23 protein-coding genes are annotated in these 24279 nt (G+C 39.8%); 19 read left to right on the forward strand and 4 right to left on the reverse strand.

The genetic code is table 11. The annotated features are described in order from the left end of the window. Window positions 1–234: 234 nt before the first annotated feature. From FMM05_RS19135 to FMM05_RS19170, 6 genes are all read left to right on the forward strand, one after another. Entirely contained in the window at window positions 235–2784 is a 2550-nt protein-coding gene (locus tag FMM05_RS19135; protein WP_185965633.1) for an alkaline phosphatase PhoX, read from the forward strand. Window positions 2785–2850: 66 nt separating this feature from the next. Beyond that, complete coding sequence (locus FMM05_RS19150) at window positions 2851–3756, forward strand: leucine-rich repeat domain-containing protein (RefSeq protein ID WP_143375033.1); 906 nt, start codon at window positions 2851–2853, stop codon at window positions 3754–3756. 72 nt (window positions 3757–3828) lie between these two features. Beyond that, window positions 3829–4218: a hypothetical protein gene (locus tag FMM05_RS19155; RefSeq protein ID WP_143375034.1), complete on the forward strand. Its 390-nt coding sequence runs from the start codon at window positions 3829–3831 to the stop codon at window positions 4216–4218. 150 nt (window positions 4219–4368) lie between these two features. After that, complete coding sequence (locus tag FMM05_RS19160) at window positions 4369–5637, forward strand: TolC family protein (protein WP_143375035.1); 1269 nt, start codon at window positions 4369–4371, stop codon at window positions 5635–5637. A 3-nt stretch (window positions 5638–5640) separates the two neighbouring features. Beyond that, window positions 5641–6729 carry an efflux RND transporter periplasmic adaptor subunit gene (locus FMM05_RS19165; RefSeq protein ID WP_143375036.1) on the forward strand — a complete coding sequence of 363 codons (1089 nt, stop codon included), beginning with the start codon at window positions 5641–5643 and terminating at the stop codon, window positions 6727–6729. Between the two features lie 10 nt (window positions 6730–6739). After that, the gene (locus FMM05_RS19170; RefSeq protein ID WP_143375037.1) at window positions 6740–9841 is read left to right on the forward strand and encodes an efflux RND transporter permease subunit; all 3102 of its coding nucleotides are present in this window, start codon (window positions 6740–6742) and stop codon (window positions 9839–9841) included. A 133-nt stretch (window positions 9842–9974) separates the two neighbouring features. On the opposite strand, the gene FMM05_RS19175 is transcribed toward FMM05_RS19170, so the two are convergent. Then, window positions 9975–10133 carry a lmo0937 family membrane protein gene (locus tag FMM05_RS19175; protein ID WP_026991347.1) on the reverse strand — a complete coding sequence of 53 codons (159 nt, stop codon included), beginning with the start codon at window positions 10131–10133 and terminating at the stop codon, window positions 9975–9977. 181 nt (window positions 10134–10314) lie between these two features. Here FMM05_RS19175 and FMM05_RS19180 point away from each other — a divergent pair, with 181 nt between their 5' ends. The 9 genes from FMM05_RS19180 (at window position 10315) to FMM05_RS19225 (ending at window position 19431) form a co-directional block, all read left to right on the forward strand. Next, window positions 10315–11661 carry an FAD-dependent oxidoreductase gene (locus FMM05_RS19180; protein ID WP_143375038.1) on the forward strand — a complete coding sequence of 449 codons (1347 nt, stop codon included), beginning with the start codon at window positions 10315–10317 and terminating at the stop codon, window positions 11659–11661. 617 nt (window positions 11662–12278) lie between these two features. Then, the gene (locus FMM05_RS19185) at window positions 12279–13109 is read left to right on the forward strand and encodes a MotA/TolQ/ExbB proton channel family protein (protein WP_143375039.1); all 831 of its coding nucleotides are present in this window, start codon (window positions 12279–12281) and stop codon (window positions 13107–13109) included. 90 nt (window positions 13110–13199) lie between these two features. Continuing rightward, window positions 13200–13859, forward strand: a complete 660-nt coding sequence (locus tag FMM05_RS19190; RefSeq protein WP_143375040.1) for an ExbD/TolR family protein — start codon at window positions 13200–13202, stop codon at window positions 13857–13859. A gap of 19 nt (window positions 13860–13878) precedes the next feature. Continuing rightward, on the forward strand, window positions 13879–14430 hold the full coding sequence (locus FMM05_RS19195) for an ExbD/TolR family protein (RefSeq protein WP_143375041.1): 552 nt from the start codon (window positions 13879–13881) through the stop codon (window positions 14428–14430). 30 nt (window positions 14431–14460) lie between these two features. Next, window positions 14461–15285 carry an energy transducer TonB gene (locus FMM05_RS19200; protein ID WP_143375042.1) on the forward strand — a complete coding sequence of 275 codons (825 nt, stop codon included), beginning with the start codon at window positions 14461–14463 and terminating at the stop codon, window positions 15283–15285. A 306-nt stretch (window positions 15286–15591) separates the two neighbouring features. Next, a complete protein-coding gene (locus FMM05_RS19210) occupies window positions 15592–16524 on the forward strand; it encodes a PstS family phosphate ABC transporter substrate-binding protein (protein WP_143375044.1) in 933 nt (310 codons plus the stop codon). Between the two features lie 46 nt (window positions 16525–16570). Beyond that, window positions 16571–18265 carry a tetratricopeptide repeat protein gene (locus FMM05_RS19215; protein ID WP_143375045.1) on the forward strand — a complete coding sequence of 565 codons (1695 nt, stop codon included), beginning with the start codon at window positions 16571–16573 and terminating at the stop codon, window positions 18263–18265. Between the two features lie 101 nt (window positions 18266–18366). Beyond that, window positions 18367–18999 (forward strand): 7-carboxy-7-deazaguanine synthase QueE, encoded by a 633-nt coding sequence (locus tag FMM05_RS19220; RefSeq protein ID WP_143375046.1) that lies wholly within the window; start codon window positions 18367–18369, stop codon window positions 18997–18999. Between the two features lie 18 nt (window positions 19000–19017). After that, the gene (locus FMM05_RS19225; protein WP_143375047.1) at window positions 19018–19431 is read left to right on the forward strand and encodes a DUF2059 domain-containing protein; all 414 of its coding nucleotides are present in this window, start codon (window positions 19018–19020) and stop codon (window positions 19429–19431) included. 59 nt (window positions 19432–19490) lie between these two features. Here the strand turns inward: FMM05_RS19225 and FMM05_RS19230 are convergent, their stop codons facing one another. Next, complete coding sequence (locus tag FMM05_RS19230; RefSeq protein WP_143375048.1) at window positions 19491–20198, reverse strand: class I SAM-dependent methyltransferase; 708 nt, start codon at window positions 20196–20198, stop codon at window positions 19491–19493. Between the two features lie 41 nt (window positions 20199–20239). On the opposite strand from FMM05_RS19230, the gene FMM05_RS19235 reads away from it, so the two are divergent. The 3 genes from FMM05_RS19235 to FMM05_RS19245 all read left to right on the forward strand — a co-directional run bounded on the left by FMM05_RS19235 (window position 20240) and on the right by FMM05_RS19245 (window position 21419). Continuing rightward, complete coding sequence (locus FMM05_RS19235) at window positions 20240–20734, forward strand: YkgJ family cysteine cluster protein (protein WP_143375049.1); 495 nt, start codon at window positions 20240–20242, stop codon at window positions 20732–20734. A 71-nt stretch (window positions 20735–20805) separates the two neighbouring features. Beyond that, window positions 20806–21168: a VOC family protein gene (locus FMM05_RS19240; RefSeq protein ID WP_235894434.1), complete on the forward strand. Its 363-nt coding sequence runs from the start codon at window positions 20806–20808 to the stop codon at window positions 21166–21168. Between the two features lie 2 nt (window positions 21169–21170). Then, a complete protein-coding gene (locus tag FMM05_RS19245) occupies window positions 21171–21419 on the forward strand; it encodes a hypothetical protein (RefSeq protein WP_143375050.1) in 249 nt (82 codons plus the stop codon). Here the strand turns inward: FMM05_RS19245 and FMM05_RS19250 are convergent. After that, complete coding sequence (locus tag FMM05_RS19250) at window positions 21416–21619, reverse strand: hypothetical protein (protein WP_143375051.1); 204 nt, start codon at window positions 21617–21619, stop codon at window positions 21416–21418. The genes FMM05_RS19245 and FMM05_RS19250 overlap by 4 nt on opposite strands. A 91-nt stretch (window positions 21620–21710) precedes the next feature. Next, window positions 21711–22934 carry an exo-beta-N-acetylmuramidase NamZ family protein gene (locus FMM05_RS19255; protein WP_185965634.1) on the reverse strand — a complete coding sequence of 408 codons (1224 nt, stop codon included), beginning with the start codon at window positions 22932–22934 and terminating at the stop codon, window positions 21711–21713. Between the two features lie 77 nt (window positions 22935–23011). Between FMM05_RS19255 and FMM05_RS19260 the strand changes: the two genes are divergently transcribed. Continuing rightward, window positions 23012–24247 carry an ABC transporter permease gene (locus FMM05_RS19260; protein ID WP_143375052.1) on the forward strand — a complete coding sequence of 412 codons (1236 nt, stop codon included), beginning with the start codon at window positions 23012–23014 and terminating at the stop codon, window positions 24245–24247. Window positions 24248–24279 lie beyond the last annotated feature (32 nt).

Below are 24279 nucleotides of genomic sequence, written 5' to 3' on the forward strand. Positions count from 1 at the left end.
TAAGGTTTTCGCATGGCAGTCAGCGATTTAAAAAATCGGGTTTAGTAAAACTTTAAATCGGTGTTTGGCTAACGTTATCAATAAAAAAATTAAGGGCAGTTTTGGGTAACATGGGGTTAATATTTCACTTTTAGAGTTACAATTCTTTAATTATTCTTTAAACCGTGCTTAAGGAGCAGGCATATTTTTCAAATTACTTTTGGCGTACTGAAATTTACAAAACAAAGACTAATTATGAAAAAAAGCTTACTTTCTTTATCGCTGCTATTCTCTATGTGGAGTTTCGCAGTGGTTATCTCGGGAGACATGCCTTTGCTTAAATCGGCAACAACTGTTCCTAATGTAGCTCCAACAGCTAAAAAAGCAAAAGTACAGGCTAAAAAGGCAGCGTTACACACCGCTGCAAAAGCTAATACTGCTGCTTTAACTTTAGACCCAACATCGTACCCACTTGCTAAAGACTCGCAATGGTCTTACAAAGATGATGGTACCAGCCTTGACGGTACCAACTGGAAAAGTGTTGCTTACTCGAACACAGCATGGGCTACAGGTTACGCCCCGCTTGGTTACGGCGATTCTCAAAACACGCAAATTTCTTACGGCCCTGATGCAGGTAATAAATACATTACCTATTACTTCTCTAAAGACATAAACGTTAACCTTGCAGATCTTACCGATTTTGTAGACTTTGGTATTAAAAGAGATGACGGTGCTGTTGTTTATGTAAATGGTGTAGAGGTATTTAGGGATAACATGCCTACAGGTGCTTTTAACTACCTTACAACTTCTACAGGTATTGTAGATGGTGCCGATGAAAACAGGTATTTTGTACACCAGGTAGCTAAAACATTCTTTACACAGGGTGTTAACAGGATCGCTGTAGAAATGCACAACCGCGATGGGCAAAGCTCTGATATCAAATTTGATATGTTTGTTCAAAACGAAGCTACAGGCAACCTTGTTGTAGATTGCGAAGAAAACCACGTAGGTTGTTTTACATCGATCAATCCAACTGCACAAACGCCTAACCTTATCATTCCTCAGGAACACCGTTTTCAGTTGATGTTTAAAGAAGGCAGCAACTTTACAATAGGTACAGGTACAGTACCGGGTAACCACGATTTTACAGGATACCACCCGGCCGATGGCAGCAGCACAGTAGGCCGCCTTGCCGTAAATCACGAAAATAACCCTGGTGGTGTTTCTATCGTAAACCTTCACCTTAACACAGACCAGTCACTTTGGATGATGGATTCTTCTCAGGCTGTAGATATTTACAACGAGGCACTTGTTACTACAAACCGTAACTGCTCCGGTGGTATTACACCTTGGCATACTGCTATAACTGCTGAAGAAGCTACCGCAGCAGGCGATGCTAACGGAGATGGCTATGATGATGTGGGATGGTTAGTAGAAATAGACCCTATTACTGCAATGGTTAAAGATTACGGTAATGGCCAGGAAAAACTTTGGGCTATGGGCCGTATGAACCACGAAAACGTAGTGGTAAATAACGAAGGTACAAGGGCATATTATGGCGAAGATGGTGGTACACATTGTGTTTACAAATTTGTACCTACTGTAGCTAACAACCTTACTTCTGGTAACGTTTATGTACTTAAGATGGATCTTCCGCTTGCTAATGATGAGCCAAGCTCTACAACAGCAACATGGGTACAGGTTCCAAACACTACTCAGGTGGAACGTAATACACTAAACGCAATTGCAGGCTTGCTGGGTGGTACAAACTTTAACGGTGTTGAAGACTGCGAAATTAGCCCGCTTGATGGCAAAGTTTATTTTACATCTAAAGGTAAAAACCGCGTGTACAGGTTTACAGATAACGGTACTACAGTATCAAACTTTGAAACTTTTGTAGGTGGTATGTCATACCCTATAGAAACAGCTACAGGTACAGTTACTGAGCCTTGGGGCGATGGTAATGATAACATTACTTTTGATGATAAAGGTAACATGTGGTTACTACAGGATGGTGGTAAAAACTACATTTGGGTAGTAAGGCCGGATCATCAGCAAAGCAACCCGCACATACTATTACATTCTTCTATGCCTGCCGGGTCTGAGCCAACAGGTTTAACGTTTACGCCAGATCATAAGTACGGTTTCTTCTCTGTACAGCACCCGGATGGTGGTAATGCACCACAGCTTGATGCTACAGGTAATCAGGTTAACTTTAATGCATCGGCTGTTGTAGTATTCTCTCTTGCCGAAAATTTAGGTGTTAACGCCCCTATGGCTGATTTTGCTGCTAACGAGGTTACAGTAGATGCAGGCCAAACGGTAACATTTACCGATTTAAGTACCAATACCCCAACAAGCTGGTCTTGGACGTTTGAAGGTGGTACACCGGCTACTTCTACCGAAGAAAACCCAACAGTAACTTATGCTACAGCAGGTACATATAACGTTAGCCTTACTGCAACAAACGCAATAGGTGCCAGTGAGCCGGCAGAAAAAATAGACTACATTATAGTAGAAGCTACAACCGGCCTTGATGGTGTTACAGGTTTAGATAATGTTAGTATTTACCCTAACCCTACACAAGGTAATGTTACGGTACAAATTAACGAAGAAGCAGGCCAGGATGTAAGCGTAGAAGTATTAGACTTCCTTGGAAGATCTGTTTACACTACTACTGCTACAAGTACAGGTGCAAGCCAAAAAATTGAGCTTAACCTTGAAGGCCTAATGGGCGACCAGGTATTCTTCATCAGGTTAAATGTTGGAGATAAATCAGGAAGCTATAAGCTTATCAAAAACTAAATATTACTGAATATACTATTAAAAGGGCCGGTTGTATTACCGGTCCTTTTCCTATTTTAATTTATTATGAAAGTTACCTTAATTATTGCTGCACTCCTTATAACATTTATAACCTTTGCCCAAAATGCCAACCCTTTAAAAGAGCCGGTGTACGGTAGTATGGAAAGCGCATTGGCGGCAAAAGGAAAAGTTACGCAGTTAAATTTTCGCGACAAAGGTTTGTTTCACCTGCCCGAAGGGCTAAGTACTTTACAAAGCCTGCACTTTTTAAATCTTATGGGCAACAACCTTGAAAGGCTGGAAGATGATCTTTTTGAGTTGAAGGAATTAGAGGTATTAACCATTAAGCTGAATGCGCTTAAGTACCTGCCCAAAAAAATGGGTAATCTTACCAATCTTATCAACCTTGATGCGACCGACAATTCAATAGCCCACCTGCCCAATGAACTGGGCAACTTAACTAAACTGGTATACCTGCACCTTTCATTTAACGAAATTTCATCGTTGCCTCAAAGTATCGGCAATTGTAAAAATTTAGAAGTGCTGGAGGTTAACAGTAATCAGTTAAGCTACCTCCCTCAGGGAATATCAAAACTTAAAAAGCTAAAAACGCTCAATCTTAGCTACAACCAGTTTAATGAGTTTGATAGCGAGTGGACCGCGTTTAAAAACCTTGAAACGCTCAATTTAGAATATAATCATATTAAAGAACTGCCACAGGCCGTTAGCAATTTTAAAAATTTAAAATTAGCCATGCTTAATAACAACAGGCTTACCGGCGTTCCCCGGGAGCTGGTAACGCTGCCCAAGCTGCAATTGCTGTCGCTGGCTAATAATAATATTACAGTACTTCCTAAAGATTTGAGCGGACTTACAGGTTTGCGTACCCTTATACTTGTGGGTAATCCTATTGCTAAGGCCGAAATAAGCCGTATTAAGGCTTCTTTACCCAATTGCCAGGTATATTTTTAACAAAATTTTAAAAATGTACTTTTTGGCAAGATTTGTGTTACATGAAACCATAATGTAATACTTTTGCACCACATGAGGTTTATAAAAAAATATACTAACGCCAGGTTACTGTGCTTGCTTATTGCATTGCACATACTTAACTTTAGTATAGATAACCCTCACACCCTTTTTGAGCATAATAAGGTAGATACCGATTTTAATGAGGTCGATTCGGTTGTAGAGTTAGTATTGGAAGATGTTATGAATATAGATAACGCCATACCGGAACACCACTCTAAAACACCCCTTACCAATAAGTTTAATGCCAAAAAAGTAGTATGGACGTTTGAGCATTATGAGCCTATTGTATTTAAAGAGGCTGTAGCCGAAAATTACAAAGAGGTGTTTGCTAACAACTTTTACAGCAATCCTATATACAATTCACCATTGGTGAATATCTTCTCTCCGCCGCCACAGGCATAAATACTATTATTTTATTGTACCCGTATGGCTTTTTGCCACGCAGGCGCTGTGCGTTTTATTGTTAACTACATTAAACCGCTGCCGGTACATTGTGTTTTGCTGCCCTATGCAAAATAACTTTCCCTTTAATAGTATTTAAAATAATTTATCATGGAATTTAAAAGTAAATTCTTGGTCTGGATAGCTGCATTGCTTATCCAGGCAACAGCCGTTGCGCAGTTACCTGAGCAGCCTGTTACGCTTACCATAAAGCAGGCCGAAGAGCTGTTCTTTAAAAATAACTTTCTGCTGCTTGCCCAGCAATATAACATTAGCAAGGCCGATGCCCAGGTAATACAATCTAAAGTATATCCTAACCCAGAGATATCTGCCGATATGGTTGGCTACCAGGGGCAAAACGGCCTGTATTTTCCCACAGGTAAAAACGGCAATTTTGCCGCAGGGCTGGAGCAGCTTATACTGCTTGGCGGCAAACGCCGCAAGCAAATAGAACTGGCTAAGGTAGACAAGAAAGTGGCTGAAGCCGAACTGACCGACATTACCCGCAACCTGCAACAGCAAATTTGGGAATCGTTCTACACCCTTCACCACCAGCAAAAAGTAATAGAAAAATACAACAAGCTGTTAGATAAGCTGCAATCGCTTATAGAGAGCTACCAGGTACAGGTAAATAAAAACAACATTGCGCTAAAAGACCTGGTACGCCTAAAATCGGTTTATGTAAAAATTAATAACGACAAGAGCGAAGAAAGCGAAGTGCTTATTCAGCAGCAGCAAAAGCTAAACGTATTGCTGGGACTTACCTCGTCTACCCAAACCATTTACACCACAGCCGATGCCGATGTGTATGCCGATAAAGGCTTCTTATATGATGATGTGCTGAGCAGGTCTTTAGAGAACAGGCCCGACCTTAACCAGGCAAAACTGGGTATTGAATCGGCTAATCTAAACCTTTCATTACAAAAAAAGATGCTGATACCCGATGTTACATTAAGGGCAGGCTACAACCAGCGCGGCGATGCCTTTAACAATCAGTATAATGTAGGGTTGGCCATTCCGTTGCCGGTTTTCGACAGGAACAGGGGTAATATACAGGCGGCTAAAATTAACAAGGAGCAGCAAACGGCGAATGTGTCTTACAAAGAGCTCGAAATTACTAACGAGGTTTTAGCGGCCTACCAAAACTACACCCGCAGTGTAGATGAGTACAAGCGCATAAGCGCCCTTATCAATCAGGATTTTGATGCCGTTTACAACGGTATTACATCAAACTTTCAAAAAGGGAATGTGAGCATGATAGAGTTTGCTGATTTTTTTGAATCGTACAACGAGGCGCAAACCGAGGTAGAAAGGGTTAAAAAACAGCTTGCGATAGCCGCCGCCCAAATTAATTATGTAACAGGAACCAACAACTTTTAAACCATGAAAATACCAAAATATATAATACTTACTGCCGTAGCTGCCCTGGTCCTGACCAGCTGTGAAAAAAAGAAAGAAGCTGCCCAGGTAACGCAGCAGTTTGTAATGACCGATAAAATGTACAGTGAGAGCACTTTTGCCACCGCTAAAACAGAATTTGCGCAAAACGAAATTCGGCTTTTTGGTAAGGTAACGGCCGATAACAACAACATGGCGCAAGTATACCCGGCCGTGGGCGGCAATGTTATTAAGATAGAGGCAGAGTTGGGCGATTATGTAAAGCAGGGGCAATTGTTAGCAAGCATCCGCAGCAGCGAAGTAGCCGGCTACCAGAGCCAGACCAGCGATGCCGATGCTAACGTGTCTATAGCAGAGCGTAACCTGCAAAGCGTTAAAGATATGTATGAGGGTAAACTGGCATCAGAAAAAGAACTGGTGGTTGCCCAAAAAGAACTTGATAAAGCCCGTGCCGAAAAAAGCAGGATGGGCGAGGTTAACCACATCTATAAGCTAAAAAGCGGGTCGGTTTATAATCTGTATGCCCCAATAAGCGGTTATATAGTTTTTAAAGACATAAGCCCTAACGAAATGCTCATCAGCAACCGCGACGAGGCTGTATTTACCATAGCAAAGCTTGATAACGTTTGGGTGCTTGCTAATGTAAACGAAAGTGATCTTAATAATATTAAGCAGGGCCAGGAAGTAAACATCCAGACTATTGCTTACCCAAACAAGATCATTAAAGGTAAAATAGATAAGATATTTAATGTTATAGATCCCGACACCCGCGCTGCACAAGCTCTAATAAAAGTACCTAATACAGATGTTGCCCTTAAACCGGAAATGAACGCCACGGTTACCGTTCATTATGCCGATACCCAGAAGTTTGTTGCCGTACCATCGGAAGCGTTGGTGTTTGATAAAAGCAAATACTTTGTAATGGTGTTTAAAGGCAAAAACAACATAGAAACCCGCGAGGTAAATGTTTACAGGGCGCTTGATGATACCACATACCTGTCTTCCGGACTTAAAGAAGGCGAACAGGTAATCGTAAAAGGCAATTTATTAATATACGACGCTATTAACGATTAAAGCATAAGCCATGAACAAGTTGATAAAAAACATCATAGGCTTTTCGCTGCGCAATAAAATGTTCACTTTCTTTTGGATAGGGCTCGTTATTATTGCAGGTGTTATAAGCTACAAAAATATTCCGGTAGAAGCATTTCCGGATGTTACCAATACACAGATAATCATTGTAACCCAATGGAACGGCCGCAGTGCCGAGGAGGTAGAGCGTTTTGTAACCTCGCCTATAGAAATTTCCATGAACTCGGTGCAGAAAAAAACAAACGTGCGCAGTATTACCATGTTTGGGCTATCTATCATAAAAATTATTTTTGATGATGATGTAGATGATACGTTTGCCCGCCAGCAGGTAAACAACCAGTTGCGCAACGTGCAGCTGCCCGAAGAGGTAGAGCCCGATGTACAGCCGCCGTATGGCCCTACGGGAGAGATATTCAGGTATACATTACAGAGTAAAGATAAAGATACCCGCGATTTGTTAACCCTGCAAAACTGGGTTATAGACAGGCAGTTAAGGGCAGTGCCCGGCGTAGCCGATGTGGTTGCCTTTGGTGGCCGCGAAAAAACATACGAAATAGAGATAGACCCGGTATTGCTTCAAAAATATGGGCTTACCTCTCCGCAGATATACGATGCTGTTAGCAAGGCAAACGTAAACGTAGGTGGCGATGTTATCGAGAAAAACGGACAGGCTTATGTGGTGCGTGGCGTGGGTATGCTGGATAGTACATCCGACATTGAAAATACCATTGTGGCCGAATACAACGGTAACCCCATCCTTGTAAAAAACATTGGTAAGGTAGAGATATCTAACGTGCCGCGTGTGGGCCAGGTTGGGTTAGATAATAATGATGATGTGGTAGAGGGTATTGTGGTAATGCGTAAAAACGAAAACCCATCTGAAGTATTGGCGCGCCTTAAAGAAAAAATAGCTTACGTGCAGGATAATGTATTGCCTAAAGACGTAAAAATGGTTACGTTTTACGATCGTGACAGGCTAATGGAATTTTGCACCCATACCGTAACCCATAACCTTGTAGAGGGTATTTTGCTGGTTACCGTTATTGTATTCCTTTTCATGGCCGACTGGCGTACCACATTAATCGTATCCATCATTATTCCGCTGGCGTTGCTGTTTGCATTCTTATGCCTTAAGTTAAAAGGCATGAGCGCAAATTTACTCTCACTCGGCGCGGTAGATTTTGGGATCATAATAGATGGGGCGGTCGTAATGGTAGAGGGGCTATTTGTGGCACTCGACCAGCTCCAGCACAAAATAGGGCCGGAGCGGTACAACAAACTGGCTAAACTGGGCCTTATCCGTAAAGCAGGTACTAAGTTAGGTGTGGCTATCTTCTTTAGTAAGTTAATCATCATATCTGCGCTGTTGCCAATCTTTTCTTTTGAGAAAGTGGAAGGAAAAATGTTCTCACCATTGGCATGGACACTCGGCTTTGCATTACTTGGTGCGCTAATATTTACGCTAACCTTAGTGCCGGTGTTATGTTCTATTTTACTTAACAAAAACGTAAAAGAAAAACACAACCCTGTTGTAGAGTTCTTTAATAAAATAGTAGGCAAGGGGCTTAATGTAACCTTCAAAAATAAGAGGGCATCAATTATAGTATCGGTAGTAATATTGGTAGTAACGCTGTTCTCGGCTAAATTTATGGGTACAGAGTTCCTGCCACCATTAAATGAGGGTGCGCTTTGGGTAGAAGCTAAATTCCCAATGAGCCAGTCGCTTACCGAAACGGTTGCTAAGGTGGCCGAATTAAGAAAAGTGCTAAATACTTTTCCTGAGGTTAACGGAGTGCTATCGCAAACCGGCCGTAGTAACGATGGTACCGACCCGAGTGGTTTTTATTACGTGCAAATGCAGGTAAACCTTAAGCCTAAAGATGATTGGAAAGAAAAAATAACCATGGATCAGCTTGTAGAACAAATGGATACCAAGCTTAAAAACTTTCAGGGTATTAACTTTAATTACTCGCAGCCCATTATAGATAACGTTGCCGAAGCTGTTGCAGGTATGAATGCGTCAAACGCAGTAAAAATTTATGGGGATGACCTTAAAACGCTCGATAAGCTGGCCAATGAGGTAATTGCCCGTATACAACATGTAGAGGGCGTTAAAGATGTGGGTATACTCAGGAATATAGGCCAGCCGCAAATGAGCATTTCGTTTAACGAAGAAAAGATGGCGCTTTACGGTGTGCAAAAAAGCGATGCCCAAAGTATTATAGAAATGGCTATTGGCGGTAAAACCGCAACAGAGAAGTACGAAGGCGAGAAAAAATTCGACATCAGGATACGATACCAAAAAGAGTATCGTAAAAATGAGGAAGATATCATGAACCTTATGGTGCCTACGCTTAGGGGCACAAAAGTGCCGCTTAAAGAAATTGCAACACTAACTACCGATACCGGCCCTGCTTTTGTATACCGTGATAATACCAAACGTTTTATTGGGGTTAAATTCTCAGTGCGCGACCGCGACCTTGGCAGTACCATTGCCGATGCCCAAGCCCAGGTTAAAACACTAAAACTGCCGGAAGGCTACACCGTAGGCTGGACCGGCGAATTTGAAAACCAGATACGTGCCAGTGCCAAGCTTGCACAGGTAGTACCTATATCACTGGTGCTCATCTTTGTGTTGCTTTTTATAATGTTCGGTAACATAAAAGATTCGTTGTTAGTTTTGGTAAACGTGCCTTTCGCCATAATAGGCGGCATACTGGCACTGCAAATAACGGGTATCAATTTTGGTATCTCGGCAGGGGTAGGGTTTATTGCGCTTTTGGGTATCTGTATCCAGAATGGGGTAATACTCGTTTCGGAGTTCCATACCAACCTCAAGGCCAAGCTCTCATTAACCGATGCTATTGTACAGGGCGTAAAATCAAGGACGAGGCCTGTGGTAATGACGGCCCTAATGGCAGCAATAGGGTTAATGCCGGCCGCGCTGTCTACCGGTATTGGGTCAGAATCTCAAAAACCCCTTGCCATATCTATTATAGGAGGCTTGGTAACGGCAACAGTATTTACGCTTTTGGTATTTCCTAACTTCTTTTATTGGGCAATGCGCAAAAAGCATCAAAATTTAATGGAATAGGTTTTTTGTTAATTATTTGTGGTAGAAGCCGCCCGGGGTAGTGTCCGGGCGGTTTCATTTTTATATGGGCATAAAAAAATCCCCAAACGGGGATTTTTTATTTTGTAAGTTAAAAGGTTATTGAGTATAGGTTTTACGGCCTTCTGCCCACGGCAAGCCTGTAAAGAATACCAATAATAGCAAGTACCAATAATATGTGGATAAGGCTGCCTACAGATTCTGCAAAGCCAAAATATCCTACAAGCCATCCTATAATAAGGATTACAACGATTAACCAGATTAAATCTCTCATGATATATTGTTTTTAAAAGTTAGCATGATAAAATTACTTCTTTATAACGGGAGCTGTTAATTCATTAAGAATCCTTTAATAGCCAAAGTTTTCTTAATAAATTCATTGCAAATTATTTACTAAAAAAAATCATGCAGTATTTTAATTAAGTACTTTTGTATGTTATATAGAATATTTTTTCATGCAGACTCCCTTAAAAATTGCTGTAGTTGGTTCCGGACTCGTAGGATCGCTATTAGCAATATACCTTAAAAGAGCAGGGCACACCGTAGATGTTTTCGATAGAAGCCCTGACATAAGGAAGATTCAATTTTCCGGACGCTCCATTAACCTTGCTATGTCGCACCGCGGGTGGCGCGCGTTGGATGAAGTAGGTTTGGGAGACGAAATTAGGCAGCTTGCCATACCGCTTGATAAGCGGGCTATTCACTTAGTAGGGCAGCCACTGGCTTACCAGTATTATGGTAAAGAGGGGGAGAGCATTTATTCTATATCGCGCGGGCTACTTAACCGAAAAATGGTTACCTTGGCAGAGGCAGAGGGTGTAAACTTCTTTTTTGAGTCGCGCGTTTGGGATGTTTCTTTAGATACTGCTACTTTACATACCGGCGAAACCGAACGCGGTGCCTGGACAGATCTTAATTATGATATGGTTTTTGGTGCCGATGGGGCTTTTTCAAGAGTTCGCCACCGCATGCAGCGCCAAAACAGGTTTAACTATTCTCAGGAATTTTTAAACATGGGCTACAAAGAGCTCAATATTCCGGCAAATGCCGATGGTACTCATAAACTTGATAAGAATTCTTTCCACATATGGCCAAGGCAGGATTTTATGCTCATTGCCATGCCTAATATGGATGGCAGTTTTACCTGCACGCTTTTTATGCCGTTTGAAGGCGATAAATCGTTCGAGTCGTTAAAAGATAAAGAAACTCTTGAAGCCTTTTTTGCAACGCATTTTCCCAGCACGGTAGATGTTATTCCTAAACTGGTAGAAGATTTCTTTAAAAACCCAACCAGTACCCTGGTAACCATGAAATGCTTTCCGTGGACGTACAGTGATAAGGTAGCGCTGATAGGTGATGCCTGCCACGCAATCGTGCCATTTTACGGGCATGGCATGAATGCAGGTTTTGAAGATATTACCATCCTTAACCAGATGATGCAGCAATATGGCGATGACTGGGCTACTATATTTAAAGAGTACGAAAACAGCCGTAAACCCAATGCAGATGCCATTGCAGAGCTGTCTTACAGGAATTTTTTAGAGATGAGCTCTAAAACAGCCGATGATAAATTTCACCTCCAAAAAAAGATAGAGAAGCATTTTTCTGAAAAATATCCTGATAAATGGATGCCCTTATATAGCAGGGTAACGTTTAGCTACAGGCCCTACAGCGAAGCGCTGGCAATAGGCGACAGGCAAAAAGCCATAATGGATGAGGTAATGAGAATGGAGGGTATAGAAAACAATTGGGATAAGCCTATTGTTGAGGCCCGGATATTAGAGTTACTCAATACAAAATAATAGTAAAAGCAACCTGCATGGGTTGCTTTTTGTGTTTAAAGCGTAACCTTTTCTTAACATTGGGTGTCGTGCTGATGCTGTTGATTAATGCTTTCTTTTAAGAAGCATTTTACACCTTATAAAAATACTGGTAGGGCTAACAGTTGCTGTTTCTATAATTGTTATTACATTTAATTTGTAGTTTAAAAATGTAGTAAAACACTTCCGAAATCGTTTTAAGAAAACTAATTGTAGGAATTTTGCTTCAATAATTGCGCATAAATGCTACCCAAAAGGTTAAAATTACCAACTGAAATGCCTTGTTAAATAAAAATATTATAAGTGTACAATAAAGAGAGGCAATTTGTGTTATCTATAGGCAATCTATATTTATTTAAAATAATTTATAACGAATAATAGTTTTAAAGGAGTAAAAATTGATTTTGCATAAACAAACACCAAATAAAATGTGTTTTGGTTTGATTAATATTGCAATAAATTATTGTTAAGAATTGATAAAAAAAATCATTTTGTTTTTTTTTATGTTCTAATAATATAAATTTGCCAATCTTATGTAAAAAACAATTTTAACAAATAAGAAGTTATTATTAAAAATCAGAAACTAAATTTAAAAAAAAATGGCAAACGCATCTATTCAAAAAGTTGAAAAAAAAGAAGGTTCTAAAGGGTCTAATATATTTGCAGGACTTGCAATTGTTGTGTGTCTTCTTGTAGGATTTCTTGTATGGCAGTTTATAATGGGAAATCCTGATAACTTTGAAGGAGGAACTACAGACGGTCATCCAAAAGGATTTTTAGGTACTGTTTACAAAGGAGGAGTTATTGTTGCGGTATTACTTGGTTTATTGGTTATGGCGCTTGTTTTCTCTATCGAAAGGTTTATGGTAATAACTAAAGCAGCAGGTAAAGGTAATGTTGAAACTTTTGTTGCTAAAGTACAAGCACAAATTAAAGCTGGTAACATTAACGAGGCTATGGCTGAGTGCGACAAACAACAAGGTGTTGTTGCTAACGTTGTAAAAGCAGGCCTTTTAAAATATGAAGAAGTTAAAAGAGAAGGTTTTGATAGCGAAAGAGCTGAGGCTGCTATCCAGCAGGAGCTTGAAGAGGCTACATCTCTTGAGATGCCAATGTTAGAGAAAAACCTTGTTATCCTTTCAACTCTTGTGTCTATTGGTACACTTGTAGGTCTACTTGGTACAGTATCGGGTATGATCAAGGCGTTCTCTGCAATGGGTGCTGGTTCTACACCAGATTCAGCTCAGCTTGCAGTAGGTATCTCTGAGGCACTTATTAACACGGCTACAGGTATTGGTACTTCTACTGTGTCAATTATCGCTTACAACCTTTTCACTACTAAAATTGACAAACTTACTTACTCTATAGATGAGGCTGGTTTCACAATTGCTCAAACTTACAGAAGGTTTAGGGCTCGTGCAAACAACTAATTTAAGAGTTAAAGTTTTAAAATAATTAGGCGGTAAAGCGTATCTTTAAGGTGCGCTTTACATGGTGCCTTGGCTAAACAAAATATAATAATGGCTAAACATAAAATATCTAAGAAAAGTACAAGGATAGACATGACCGCAATGTGCGACGTGGCGTTCCTTTTGTTATCTTTCTTTGTTATGACTGCTACTGCAAAACAGCCTGAACCAAAACCGGTAGATACACCGGCATCAACAGTTATTGATAAGCTGCCGGAAGATGGTGTTGCTACAATTACAGTAGGTGATAAACAGGTGTTCTTTACTATACCAAGAGCTTCGCGCAGGGGTACACTTGAGCGTATAAGCAAAGAAAAAGGTGTTAACTTTACCGAAGGTGAGTATAAGGCTTTTGAAGGTATGGAAGGCTTTGGGGTTCCTTTAAACCAGCTTAAAAGCTTGTTGTCTAAGTCTCCGGCGGTGCGTAATGCTCCGGGTGCTCAGGTAGGCATTCCTTATGATACTATAAACGATCAGCTTACTGATTGGGTTAAACAGGCAAGGGAGGCTCATAAATCAATATATGAAGCACAACTTCAGGAAGGTAAGATCAATGCCGAAGAATTTGGTAAAAAGGCAGATCTTGGTATTGCTATAAAAGGCGATGCGAAAGAAGATTTTATCACTGTAAAAAGGATTATTGATATTTTACAGGAGCAAAAGAAAAACAGGTTCTTTTTAATTACAGGACTACGTAACAAAGATTTTTAATATTATAAAATAATATAAAATGGCAGAATTAAATACCGGCGGCGGCGGTGGCGACGGCAAGAAAGTAAGGAGTAAAAAATCTAACCCAGGGGTAGACCTTACCGCGATGGTAGATTTAGCTTTCCTTCTTATTACTTTCTTTATGCTTACCACTACGCTGTCTAAACCACAGTCTATGCCTTTGGCTATGCCGGATAAGGAAAAGGATCCTGCAGAGGATACAGATACTAAAGTTCCTGAAGATAGGATGATGACTATTCTTATAGGGAAAGATAATAAGATACTTTGGTATATGGGAATGCTTGCAACTCCAAGAATGGAGCCTACAGAAGCTACATTTGGTAAAGACGGTATAAGGAAAGATATTCTTAAAAATACGGCTTATGCTAAAAAATTTGCAGACAAGCCCGATGAAGGCCTTATCGTAAACATAAAAGCAAGTGATGCTGCAAGCTATAGAAACCTTGTAGATATTCTTGATGAAATGGCTATTAATAAAGTGCAGCTTTATGCAATAGGCGATATTACACCGGAAGAGATAACCTTACTAACAGATAAGGGCTTATATTAGTCTTTGGCGTTAACCTAAAAAATATAAATTATGTCAAAACTAAATATATTTAACAAACAGTGGATAGATCTTGTTTTTGAGGGGCGTAACAAAAGTTACGGCGCTTACCAGTTAAGGTCTGAGAATCCTAAGACTACTACAATCGCGATTATTTTAGGTACTTTGTTTTTTGCGGCTGCTATTGGAGCTCCGGTAATTTTAAGTAAAATTAGCTCGGGCAACGATACTGCTGACAACCAAGAGGACCAGATAATTGAAGTTGTTGATATTCCTGAACCTCCTGTAGAGGCAGAATTGCCTCCACCACCACCACCGGTAGAGGCGTATGTGGCTCCTAAATCAATTGTGGAGGAAGTAAAATTTAAACCTCTTGAAGCTGCCAAGAAGGAAGAAGTTCCTGAAGATCCACCAAAGATTGAGCAGTTTAAAGAAGCCGACCCAAGTTCTCGTAACGCTGAAGCCAGCCCAACAGGTGATATCAATATTGGTAAACCTGCGGGTGATGCTGATAAAGGTGTAGAAGCTCCCGATAATGCAGTTTATAGCTCAGCAGGACTTCAGGTTCAGCCTGAGTTCCCGGGTGGTATCGCTGCTTTCTATAGCTATGTAACTAAAAACTTCCGTACTCCGGAGTTGGATAACGATATGAACGCTAAGATATATGTATCTTTCGTTGTTGAGAAAGATGGTACGCTTACAGCTATCAAAATTCTTAGGGATCCGGGTTATGGTCTTGGTAAAGAGGCAGAACGTGTATTAAAATCATTAAAAGTTAAATGGTCGCCGGGTATCCAGAACGGTAAACCGGTAAGGGCGTCTTACAACCTTCCTATCACCATTAACATAAAATCTTAAATGCAATAAGCGATGGTTACCGGAAGAAAATCACGCTACGAAACACAGAAATCGCCTATACAGCGATTTCTGTTCGTTTTAGGCATAGTGTTCTTTTTATTATATCTTGTTTTAGGGTTCATGCTGATTTTTACAAATCGCATACCTTTAAACATTACATACAATGGCAAGCTTATATTGGGGATACTTTTAATAGTATACGGATCATTCAGGTTTATTAGGGCCTGGCAAAATTATAAGTCATAAATATTCCTCCTTCACATAATTATATGTGTGGTGTTCACAAGATGAAATAAACAATAAATTATGAAAAATCTTTTAATTATATTTTTTGCTGCTTCGTTACTAATATCCTGTAAAGAGGAAAGTTCTGGCACTACAACAACTACAAGTACTGATTCTCAGGAAGAAACCATGACAGCGGGTAGCCTTACGTTATATGTAGATACCACGGCACAGCCCATTATAGAAGATGTGCTTGCTGTCTTTAGCAGCATTTATGATAAAGCCCACATTAAGCAGGTAAACCGTAATGAAAATGATGTTGTAAATGCGCTAATTAAAGATTCGGCAAGGGTTGCTGTACTGGCAAGGCCACTTACTGAAAAAGAAGAGCAGAATTTTACTAAGTTAGGCATTAAGCCAAAAGTTACTTTTTTTGCGACTGATGCACTGGCGCTAATAACCAATAAAACATCTACAGATACGGTTGTAAACCTACAAGAAATCTATAAAGTATTGCAGGGTAAGAAATCTGCTACGGTAAAAAAGCTTATTTTTGATAATTCTAATTCGGGCACAGTGCAATTGCTGCTTAAAGAGGCCGGTGTTACAAAAATTGCAACCACCGATGTTTATTCTTTAAAAGATACCGAGGCCGTGTTTAAATATGTTCAGGAAAATCCCGGATCTATTGGTATAATTGGGGTAAACTGGTTGGTGCAGCCCCCAACGGCGTGGGAAAAATATGTAGAAAATGTACGAGTTATGGGTGTTGATAATGTTAAAGTTGATAAAGGTCAGAAAAAGTATTACAAACCCTCTCAAAGCAATATAGCCGGAGGTTTATACCCACTTACACGTAAGCTTTATGTGTTAAATTACCAGGGTAAAAATGGCTTGGGCATGGGTTTTGCAACTTACATAACAGATGAGTCCGGTCAGCGTATTATTTTAAAGTCGGGTTTAGTACCCGCAGTAATGCCTACAAGGGAGATTGAAATTAGAAATGAACTGTAAAATAACCACTAAATATTAATAAAGGAGAAAGTTAAAAATGATCAAGATGAAAAAATTTAAATTCCTCGGTTTATCATTGTTGCTTTTCGGAATGGCAAACGCACAGGATGCCAACGAAGCTAAAAAAGCAATTGATGCTGAACAATACCAAAAAGCAAAAACAATTTTAAAGTCGCTTATAGCTTCTAAACCGGAAGATGGAAAAAACTATTTCCTTTTAGGCGATGTGTATCTTACACAAATGGAGCAGGATTCTGCAGCTTCTTTTTTTGATAAAGGTAAAGCTGTAAAAGAAAATGCCGAATATAATAATATTGGCCTTGGCCGTATAGACCTTAACACAGGCAATGCTGCCGCTGCTCAGGCAAAATTTGATGCAGTAGAAAAAGAGCTTAAAAAGAAAGATGTAGAGCAATTGGTTTACATAGGCCGTGCTTACATCTATGCTGATAAGCCGGACTATAACAAGGCTATCGCGGTACTTAACAAAGCTGTAGCTAAAGATGCTAAATATGCCCCTGCTTACTTAAATCTTGGTGAGGCCTATTACCGTAACAGGGACCAGAACAATGCGTACAAAAATTTCCGTACTGCATCAGAGTTGGATCCAAGTTTATTAAGGGCTAAACTTCAGTTAGGTGTTATTACAAAAAACACTAAAGCTGCATTCCCGGAGGCTGTTAAAGCATTTGACGGTATAGTTGCTGCAAATCCTAACTATGGCCCTGTATACAGGGAGCTTGCCGAAACGTATTACCTTTGGGGTACTACTGACAGCTCTAAGAAAAAAGAGTACAATCCTAAAGCGCTTGGGTATTATGAAAAATACATGAGCCTTACAGATTACTCTCTTGACTCAAGGATGAGGCATGCTGACTTCTTATTGCTAACAGGCGACTACAAAGCGCTTGAAGCTGAAGCTCAGAAAATGCAGCAAATGGATAAAGTGAACCCAAGGATATTAAGGTATGCTGCCTATGCTGCTTACGAAAACCAAAACTATCCGGCAAGTATCACCGCAATGAAAGACTTTATTGCTAAAGTAGATCCTAAGCGTATTATTGCAAGGGATTATCTTTACCTAGGCCTTGCCCAGATAGCATCTACTGTAGGCCAGGATGCTCAGGGTAATTCAACAATTAAAGATCAGGCGCAGTTTGATGAGGCTATTGCCAACATTAAAAAGGCTGCCGAAACGGATATTAAAATTACGAATGAGTTTAACACCATTGGTAAAAAATTATTCGACCAAAAACTGTACGGCCCTGCTGCTGTAGTGTTTGAAGTTGCTACTACAAACCCGGAAAACCCTAACCTGTTTTACGATAGCTTTTATCTTGCCTATGCAATTTATTACGATCACGTAAACAAATCGGCTGAAGCTAAAAAGGCAAATGGCGAGCAGCTTAAAAAAGCAGATACCGCTCTTGCTAAAGTAATAGAGCTTTCTCCGGAAGCTCAGGATGCTTACCTTTACAAAGCTAAGGTTAACCAAAACCTTCAGACGAATGAGGCTTACGCCGAAATGGCTAAGAACTACGATAAATATATCGAGATCGTAACAACTAAAGGTGGTGCAGAGGTTACTAAAGCAAGCAAAAACCTTTTAGAGGCTTACTCTAATGCCGGTGCTTACTATGCAGTAACTGATAAAGCTAAAGCTAAAGACTACTTCACAAAAGCCCTTGCTATAGATCCTAACGATTCTTATGTAAAAGGCGAGCTTCAAAAGCTTAAATAATATATAATACTATTACTAAAAACCGGCTTCGTGCCGGTTTTTATGTTTTTATGAGACCTACTGATTTAATGCTTATCTTTGCAAACTATTTGAAATAAAGAATGCTGAAGAAGGAAATACAAGTAGAGGTTGAGAAAGGGGTAATGCTGCCATTGATGGAAGAGTTTTACACCATTCAGGGAGAGGGTTACCATACGGGCACTGCTGCCTATTTTATTAGGGTGGGCGGCTGCGACGTGGGCTGCCACTGGTGCGATGTTAAAGAAAGCTGGAATGCTGATTTACATCCACCGACAAGTATAAATACAATTGTAGCGAATGCTGCCAAATATTGCAAAACTATTGTAATAACCGGTGGCGAGCCACTAATGTGGGATATGAACCCGCTTACCCAGATGCTGAAAAACGAAGGGCTGCGAACGCATATCGAAACATCGGGAGCTTATCCGTTAAGCGGTACGTGGGACTGGATTTGCCTTTCGCCTAAAAAAACAAAACTACCTACTCAGGAAGTTTACCAATATGCTCATGAGCTTAAGGTAATTATACACAATAAACACGATTTTATTTTTGCCGAAGAACAGGCCGCCAAGGTTAGCGGTAACGCCGTATTATTCCTTCAGCCGGAGTGGAGCAAAAAAGAAGAGGTTACGCCTCTTATAGTAGATTATGTAATGAACAACCCCAAATGGCGCGTATCATTACAAACGCACAAGTATCTTAATATACCATAATAACCAAATTAAAAATCCATGAAAAAATTACTATTCGCAGTTGCATTCCTGCTTATCTCAACCGTAACTTTTGCACAGGCACAGGATGCGTTTAGAAAAGATGTTGTAAAATTCCTTGAAATGAGTGGTGTTGAAAACACATACAAAAAAGTAATGGAGCCTTACACCCAAAATATACCGATTGAAAAGAAAGCTGAATTTGATAAAGAGTTTAATGCATCTATTAAAACGCTGCTTGGCAAAATGGCCGATCTTTATATGACTGCCCTAACGCACGAAGAAATTAAAGCGGTTATTAAATTTTATGAAAGTCCTGCCGGTAAAAAAGTAACCAGCATATCGCAATCAGATGATTTTATGAATAAAGCTACAGCGCTGGGTCAGGAATGGGGCCAGGGAGTTGGAGAGATCGTTCAGAAATACGCTCAATAATAATTCGATATACTATATAAAAAACAAAACCCGCAATGTAATTTGCGGGTTTTGTCGTTTTATACTGATAGCTTAGCTAAATAATCGTAGTGTTCGCCTTCCTGAACCAGCTCGCAGGTAAACCCGGTAGCATGTGCTGCATTTTGCAGAGTATTATAATCTATGTACATCCAGTTAAAAGGTTCTTCACTCTCATTCTTGTAGGATACGTTGAAGATCACTTCTCCATAATAATCAATGTCTGATGGTATCCATTTACCACCGTCGTCATCTTCATCAAACATATATATGATATCAGATGAATCTAACAGCACTTGCCCGCCTTCATTCAACAGTGATTTTATCTTCGTAAGAAACCCTTCAATTTTATTAAGCTTGCCGCACATACCGGCGCCATTCATCATTAATAAAATACTGTCAAATTTTTCACCTTCAAGTAGCATCACATCCTGAACATACGCTTTTTTAATTCCCCGTAATTTACATGCCTCAATAGCATTGGCAGATATATCTATAGCAGTTACATCAAGCTCACGCACATTTTGCAGGTACAGGCTGTGGCTTCCGGCGCCGCAACCCACATCAAGCACTTTGCCTTTGGTAAGTTTCAGGGCTTTTTGCTCTATATATGGCATGTGTTTATAGTCTCTAAAGAGGTAAGCAACATCCATTTCATCCTCTTCAGATATAGATGTTTCGGTAATTAAATTCTCGGGCGCATTGCCGGTTTGATAATCAAGTATTGCTTTGCCAAAAAGGTCTTTCATTTTTTTATACTTTTGCTGCGATTGATAAATGTAATGACGGAATGGAGAATTTTTTAAAACAGCTTCCTAAGCTTGCCAAAGATAAGCATAACGAAACCAAAAAGTTTTTTGATAAGCTTAAAAAGAAGCCACCCAAAAACCTGGGCTATGTTATGCAGGAGCTGCACGACCGGGAATTTAAAAAAACCGATTGCCTTAAATGTGCGAACTGTTGTAAAACCACCGGGCCGCTGTTTACCCTTGCCGATATAGAGCGTATAGCAAAACACATGCGCCTAAAGCCTCAGCAGTTTATAGAGAAGTATTTGCAAATTGATGAAGAAAATGATTATGTGCTGCAAAGCGTACCCTGTACTTTTTTAGATAATGAAAATTATTGCATGATCTATGATGTGCGGCCCAAGGCATGCAGGGAGTTTCCGCATACCGATAGGAAAAAGTTTCAGCAGATTGCAAATCTTACCATGAAAAACGTGGCTATTTGCCCTGCGGCATATAATATTGTTGAAGAGATGAAAAAGAAACTGCCGGTATAACCGGCTTTTTTTTTGACTATAGATAAATGAATCAGAAAATTTTTTAGATTTACGGCATAAAACCCCCACCAATGACAAAACTCACCTCTATTACGCCAATGTTCTGGACAACAGAAATAAAGGCAACTGTAGCTTTTTATACCGAAGTACTTGGATTTGAATGCGGCGCTATGGAAGAAGGCTGGGCTATTTTGCTGCGGGATGAAATTGAGGTAATGGCAGCCTATCCAAATCCGAATGTGCCTTTTGACGGGCCAATGTTTACCGGCTCTTTTTACATTAACACCACTAATGTAGATGAGTTGTGGAATGCCTGGAAGGATAAGTGCACCATTTGTTACCCTATTGAAAATTTTGATTATGGCATGCGCGAGTTTGCAATTTATGATAACAACGATTATATATTACAGTTTGGGCAACCCGTTACCCGTTAATTATGAAAACAATTAAAAGGCTATTTGTATTATTTATCATCTCGCTGGCTATCGCCCTTGTATACTATTTCACAGCAGATGATGTTGTGGTTTCATCATGGTCTACAAAAGTTGGAGAAGTTATAGCTGTAACCGTACCGGTATTCATTTTAATATCACTTTTATATTTTGTAAACCGTGCCATGGTAAGATCGGTTAAGGGTATGGCAAAAAAAAGCCCTCCTAAAAAGGAAGGCCAGGATACTGTTTAAGCTGCTTCGTGTTGCTTTAATTCGCCCACAAAGCCTTCAATGCTTTGTATTTTTCCATCTATATAATCAAGAAGCCCCTCAATTTTATCTCTAAGGTCTTCAAAAAATGCAATTACATCATCTACATAACCTTTAAGTTTATGTATGAGGTTTAAAATGTAATCTACAAACGTATTTACTTTTTCTGTTATAGTATTCATGGCATATTGTTTTTAGTGATTATTACAATATGAAAGTACAAAACCCTTTTGATACCCTAAAGCACTTTGTGTAAACATTAAGAAAACAATTTTATTCGCCGTAGATAAGGTAAGGCCTGCGCATTTTTTTAAAAGCTTCAAGTCCCGATTTCCAGCTTTCCCTTATTTGGTCTTCGGGTAAACCGGCTTCAATTTGTTTTTGCAATTGGGTTGTTCCGGCAAGCTTAGTAAAGAAGGGGATAAAGAATTTAGATTTATCGGCTGTTTCTTTATAAGCCTTGATGAGCCATTTCAATTCTATACGGTTTACTTTAGATATTCCCGACAGATCTTCGCCATAACAAACCTTACCATTATACTGCGGGTCTTTAGCGCCCTCATTAGGGCCAGGGGTAAAACTAAAACCGGCATTAGGCAGGTAAGGCGACCCATACAGCTGAAACTGTTTGTTTGTGCCACGGCCCATGCTTACATTAGTGCCTTCAAAAAAGCAAAGGCTCGCGTATAAATTTATAGCATGGTCGTTTGGTAAGTTAGGCGATGGCTTTGCAGGCAGGCTATAGGGCATGGTGCGTTTATAACTTAGGCATGGTATAACGGTTAGTTGGCATTGAACGCCATTTTTCAGCCATTTTTCGCCGTTAATCATTTTGCCATATTCGCCTATGGTCATCCCGTGCATGGTGGGGATTGTGTGCATACCAATAAAGCTGGTGTTTTCTTTTTCTAAAGTAGGCCCGTCTACTATACCGCCGTTAGGGTTTGGCCTGTCTAAAATTATCAGGGTGATACCCTTTTCGGCGCAAGCCTCCATTATATAATGTAACGATGATATATAGGTGTAAAAACGCGCACCCACATCTTGCAGGTCAAACACTAAAACATCAATACCCTCTAATTGTTCCGGCTTAGGTTTTTTGTTATTTCCGTAAAGCGAAATAATAGGCAGTCCGGTTTGGGTGTCCTTGCCATCTTTAATAAGTTCGCCGGCATCGGCAGTACCGCGAAAGCCGTGTTCAGGAGCGAAGATCTTTTTTAGGTCTATTTTCTTCTCCAATAAAAAGTCAACTACATTACTTTTTTTACCGTTTAAAGTAACAATACCGGTTTGGTTAGTAACTATGCCTACTTTTTTATCTTTAAGCAGGGGCAGGTAAGCGGCAAAATTATCAGCACCGGTTTTTATAGTATGTTCTTTGCTATTGGCAATTGCCCATTGCTCATTGCCCATTGCTGATTGCTTATTGTCTACTATCTCACGTCTGCTAACTTTTGTATTTTCCTTAACGGAATTTCCACAGGCTGCCAATACCATAAATGAGAATAAAACTGTATTTTTGACTCTTCCGAAAGAAAACCTTCGTAGTAAAAACGAATAAGACACCATAACCTTTGAATTTAGAATATTTTATAGCCCGCAGGCTGGTTACTGCAAAGAACCATAAAAGTAGTATATCTGCACCAATTATAAAAATAGCCATTGTGGCCATTGCTATAGGTATTATTATGATGGTGGTTGCTATTGCAACAGGTGTAGGGCTACAGGATAAGATAAGGGAAAAGGTGTCGGCTTTTAACGGGCACATCATAATTTCTAATTATGATGACAACCAGAGTGAGGTTAGTGTAGAGCCTATATCTATCCATCAGGATTTTTACCCCAAGTTCACTCAGGTGCCAAGTGTTACCCATATACAGGCAGTGGCATCTAAAGCAGGGATTATTAGAACGGAAACTGCATTTGAGGGTGTTATATTTAAAGGCGTGGGTAAAGATTTTAACTGGAATGCCCTTAGCGAATATATTACCGAAGGCCGTATACCCAATTTAAAAGCCCAGTTGAATACTGAAGTTATACTTTCGCAATACCTTGTAAACAAACTGCAACTTAAACTGGGCGATAAATTCAATACCTTTTTTTTAAAAGAAGGAGGTAACGGTATGCCCAATCTGCGCAGGTTTGAGCTGGTGGGAATTTACAATTCCGGTTTTCAGGAATTCGACGCTACCTATATGATAGGCGATATTCGCCATGTACAGCGCATCAACAAATGGAAGGCCGACCAGGTAGGTGCTTTTGAAGTTTTTATAGATGATTTTTCTAAAATTCAGGAAATAGGGGCAGAGGTGTATAAAGAAGTGCCCTCTACTTTAAATAGTGTTACTATAGAAGAAAAGTACATTAATATATTTGAGTGGCTAAAATTGTTTGACGTTAATATAATAGTTATCATTATTATCATGATAATTGTTGCTACCATTAATATGGTGGTAGCGCTGTTAGTGTTAATATTAGAACGTACCCAAATGGTAGGAATGCTAAAAGCACTTGGAGCATCTAACTGGCGTGTGCGAAAAATATTTTTGTACAATGCAGCTTACCTTATAATAAAAGGACTTATTTGGGGCAATGCGATAGGTATAGGCCTGCTGCTGATACAAAAGTATTTTGGTGTAGTAACACTTCGCCCCGAAAACTATTATGTAAGTGTAGCCCCGGTAAGTATAGATATACCGGCTATACTAATAATAAACGCAGGTACTATAATAGTGTGCCTGGCATTACTGCTAATACCGTCATACATTATAACCAGAATATCTCCGGTAAAAGCTCTTCGATACGAATAACATTCCACATACATATAGACAAGCTGGGTTCG

Source organism: Flavobacterium zepuense, assembly GCF_007097145.1.
GTDB classification, from domain to species: Bacteria; Bacteroidota; Bacteroidia; order Flavobacteriales; family Flavobacteriaceae; genus Flavobacterium; species Flavobacterium zepuense.

Bases quoted from the DNA above. Each gene is read 5' to 3' on its own strand.
- FMM05_RS19175 (WP_026991347.1), bottom strand. From the start codon at position 10,133: ATGAGAGATTTAATCTGGTTAATCGTTGTAATCCTTATTATAGGATGG.
- FMM05_RS19180 (WP_143375038.1), top strand. From the start codon at position 10,315: ATGCAGACTCCCTTAAAAATTGCTGTAGTTGGTTCCGGACTCGTAGGA.
- FMM05_RS19235 (WP_143375049.1), top strand. From the start codon at position 20,240: ATGGAGAATTTTTTAAAACAGCTTCCTAAGCTTGCCAAAGATAAGCAT.
- FMM05_RS19185 (WP_143375039.1), top strand. From the start codon at position 12,279: ATGGCAAACGCATCTATTCAAAAAGTTGAAAAAAAAGAAGGTTCTAAA.
- FMM05_RS19240 (WP_235894434.1), top strand. From the start codon at position 20,806: ATGACAAAACTCACCTCTATTACGCCAATGTTCTGGACAACAGAAATA.
- FMM05_RS19225 (WP_143375047.1), top strand. From the start codon at position 19,018: ATGAAAAAATTACTATTCGCAGTTGCATTCCTGCTTATCTCAACCGTA.
- FMM05_RS19165 (WP_143375036.1), top strand. From the start codon at position 5,641: ATGAAAATACCAAAATATATAATACTTACTGCCGTAGCTGCCCTGGTC.
- FMM05_RS19215 (WP_143375045.1), top strand. From the start codon at position 16,571: ATGAAAAAATTTAAATTCCTCGGTTTATCATTGTTGCTTTTCGGAATG.
- FMM05_RS19230 (WP_143375048.1), bottom strand. From the start codon at position 20,198: ATGAAAGACCTTTTTGGCAAAGCAATACTTGATTATCAAACCGGCAAT.
- FMM05_RS19135 (WP_185965633.1), top strand. From the start codon at position 235: ATGAAAAAAAGCTTACTTTCTTTATCGCTGCTATTCTCTATGTGGAGT.
- FMM05_RS19195 (WP_143375041.1), top strand. From the start codon at position 13,879: ATGGCAGAATTAAATACCGGCGGCGGCGGTGGCGACGGCAAGAAAGTA.
- FMM05_RS19245 (WP_143375050.1), top strand. From the start codon at position 21,171: ATGAAAACAATTAAAAGGCTATTTGTATTATTTATCATCTCGCTGGCT.
- FMM05_RS19210 (WP_143375044.1), top strand. From the start codon at position 15,592: ATGAAAAATCTTTTAATTATATTTTTTGCTGCTTCGTTACTAATATCC.
- FMM05_RS19155 (WP_143375034.1), top strand. From the start codon at position 3,829: ATGAGGTTTATAAAAAAATATACTAACGCCAGGTTACTGTGCTTGCTT.
- FMM05_RS19160 (WP_143375035.1), top strand. From the start codon at position 4,369: ATGGAATTTAAAAGTAAATTCTTGGTCTGGATAGCTGCATTGCTTATC.
- FMM05_RS19250 (WP_143375051.1), bottom strand. From the start codon at position 21,619: ATGAATACTATAACAGAAAAAGTAAATACGTTTGTAGATTACATTTTA.
- FMM05_RS19190 (WP_143375040.1), top strand. From the start codon at position 13,200: ATGGCTAAACATAAAATATCTAAGAAAAGTACAAGGATAGACATGACC.
- FMM05_RS19220 (WP_143375046.1), top strand. From the start codon at position 18,367: ATGCTGAAGAAGGAAATACAAGTAGAGGTTGAGAAAGGGGTAATGCTG.
- FMM05_RS19170 (WP_143375037.1), top strand. From the start codon at position 6,740: ATGAACAAGTTGATAAAAAACATCATAGGCTTTTCGCTGCGCAATAAA.
- FMM05_RS19150 (WP_143375033.1), top strand. From the start codon at position 2,851: ATGAAAGTTACCTTAATTATTGCTGCACTCCTTATAACATTTATAACC.
- FMM05_RS19200 (WP_143375042.1), top strand. From the start codon at position 14,461: ATGTCAAAACTAAATATATTTAACAAACAGTGGATAGATCTTGTTTTT.
- FMM05_RS19255 (WP_185965634.1), bottom strand. From the start codon at position 22,934: ATGGTATTGGCAGCCTGTGGAAATTCCGTTAAGGAAAATACAAAAGTT.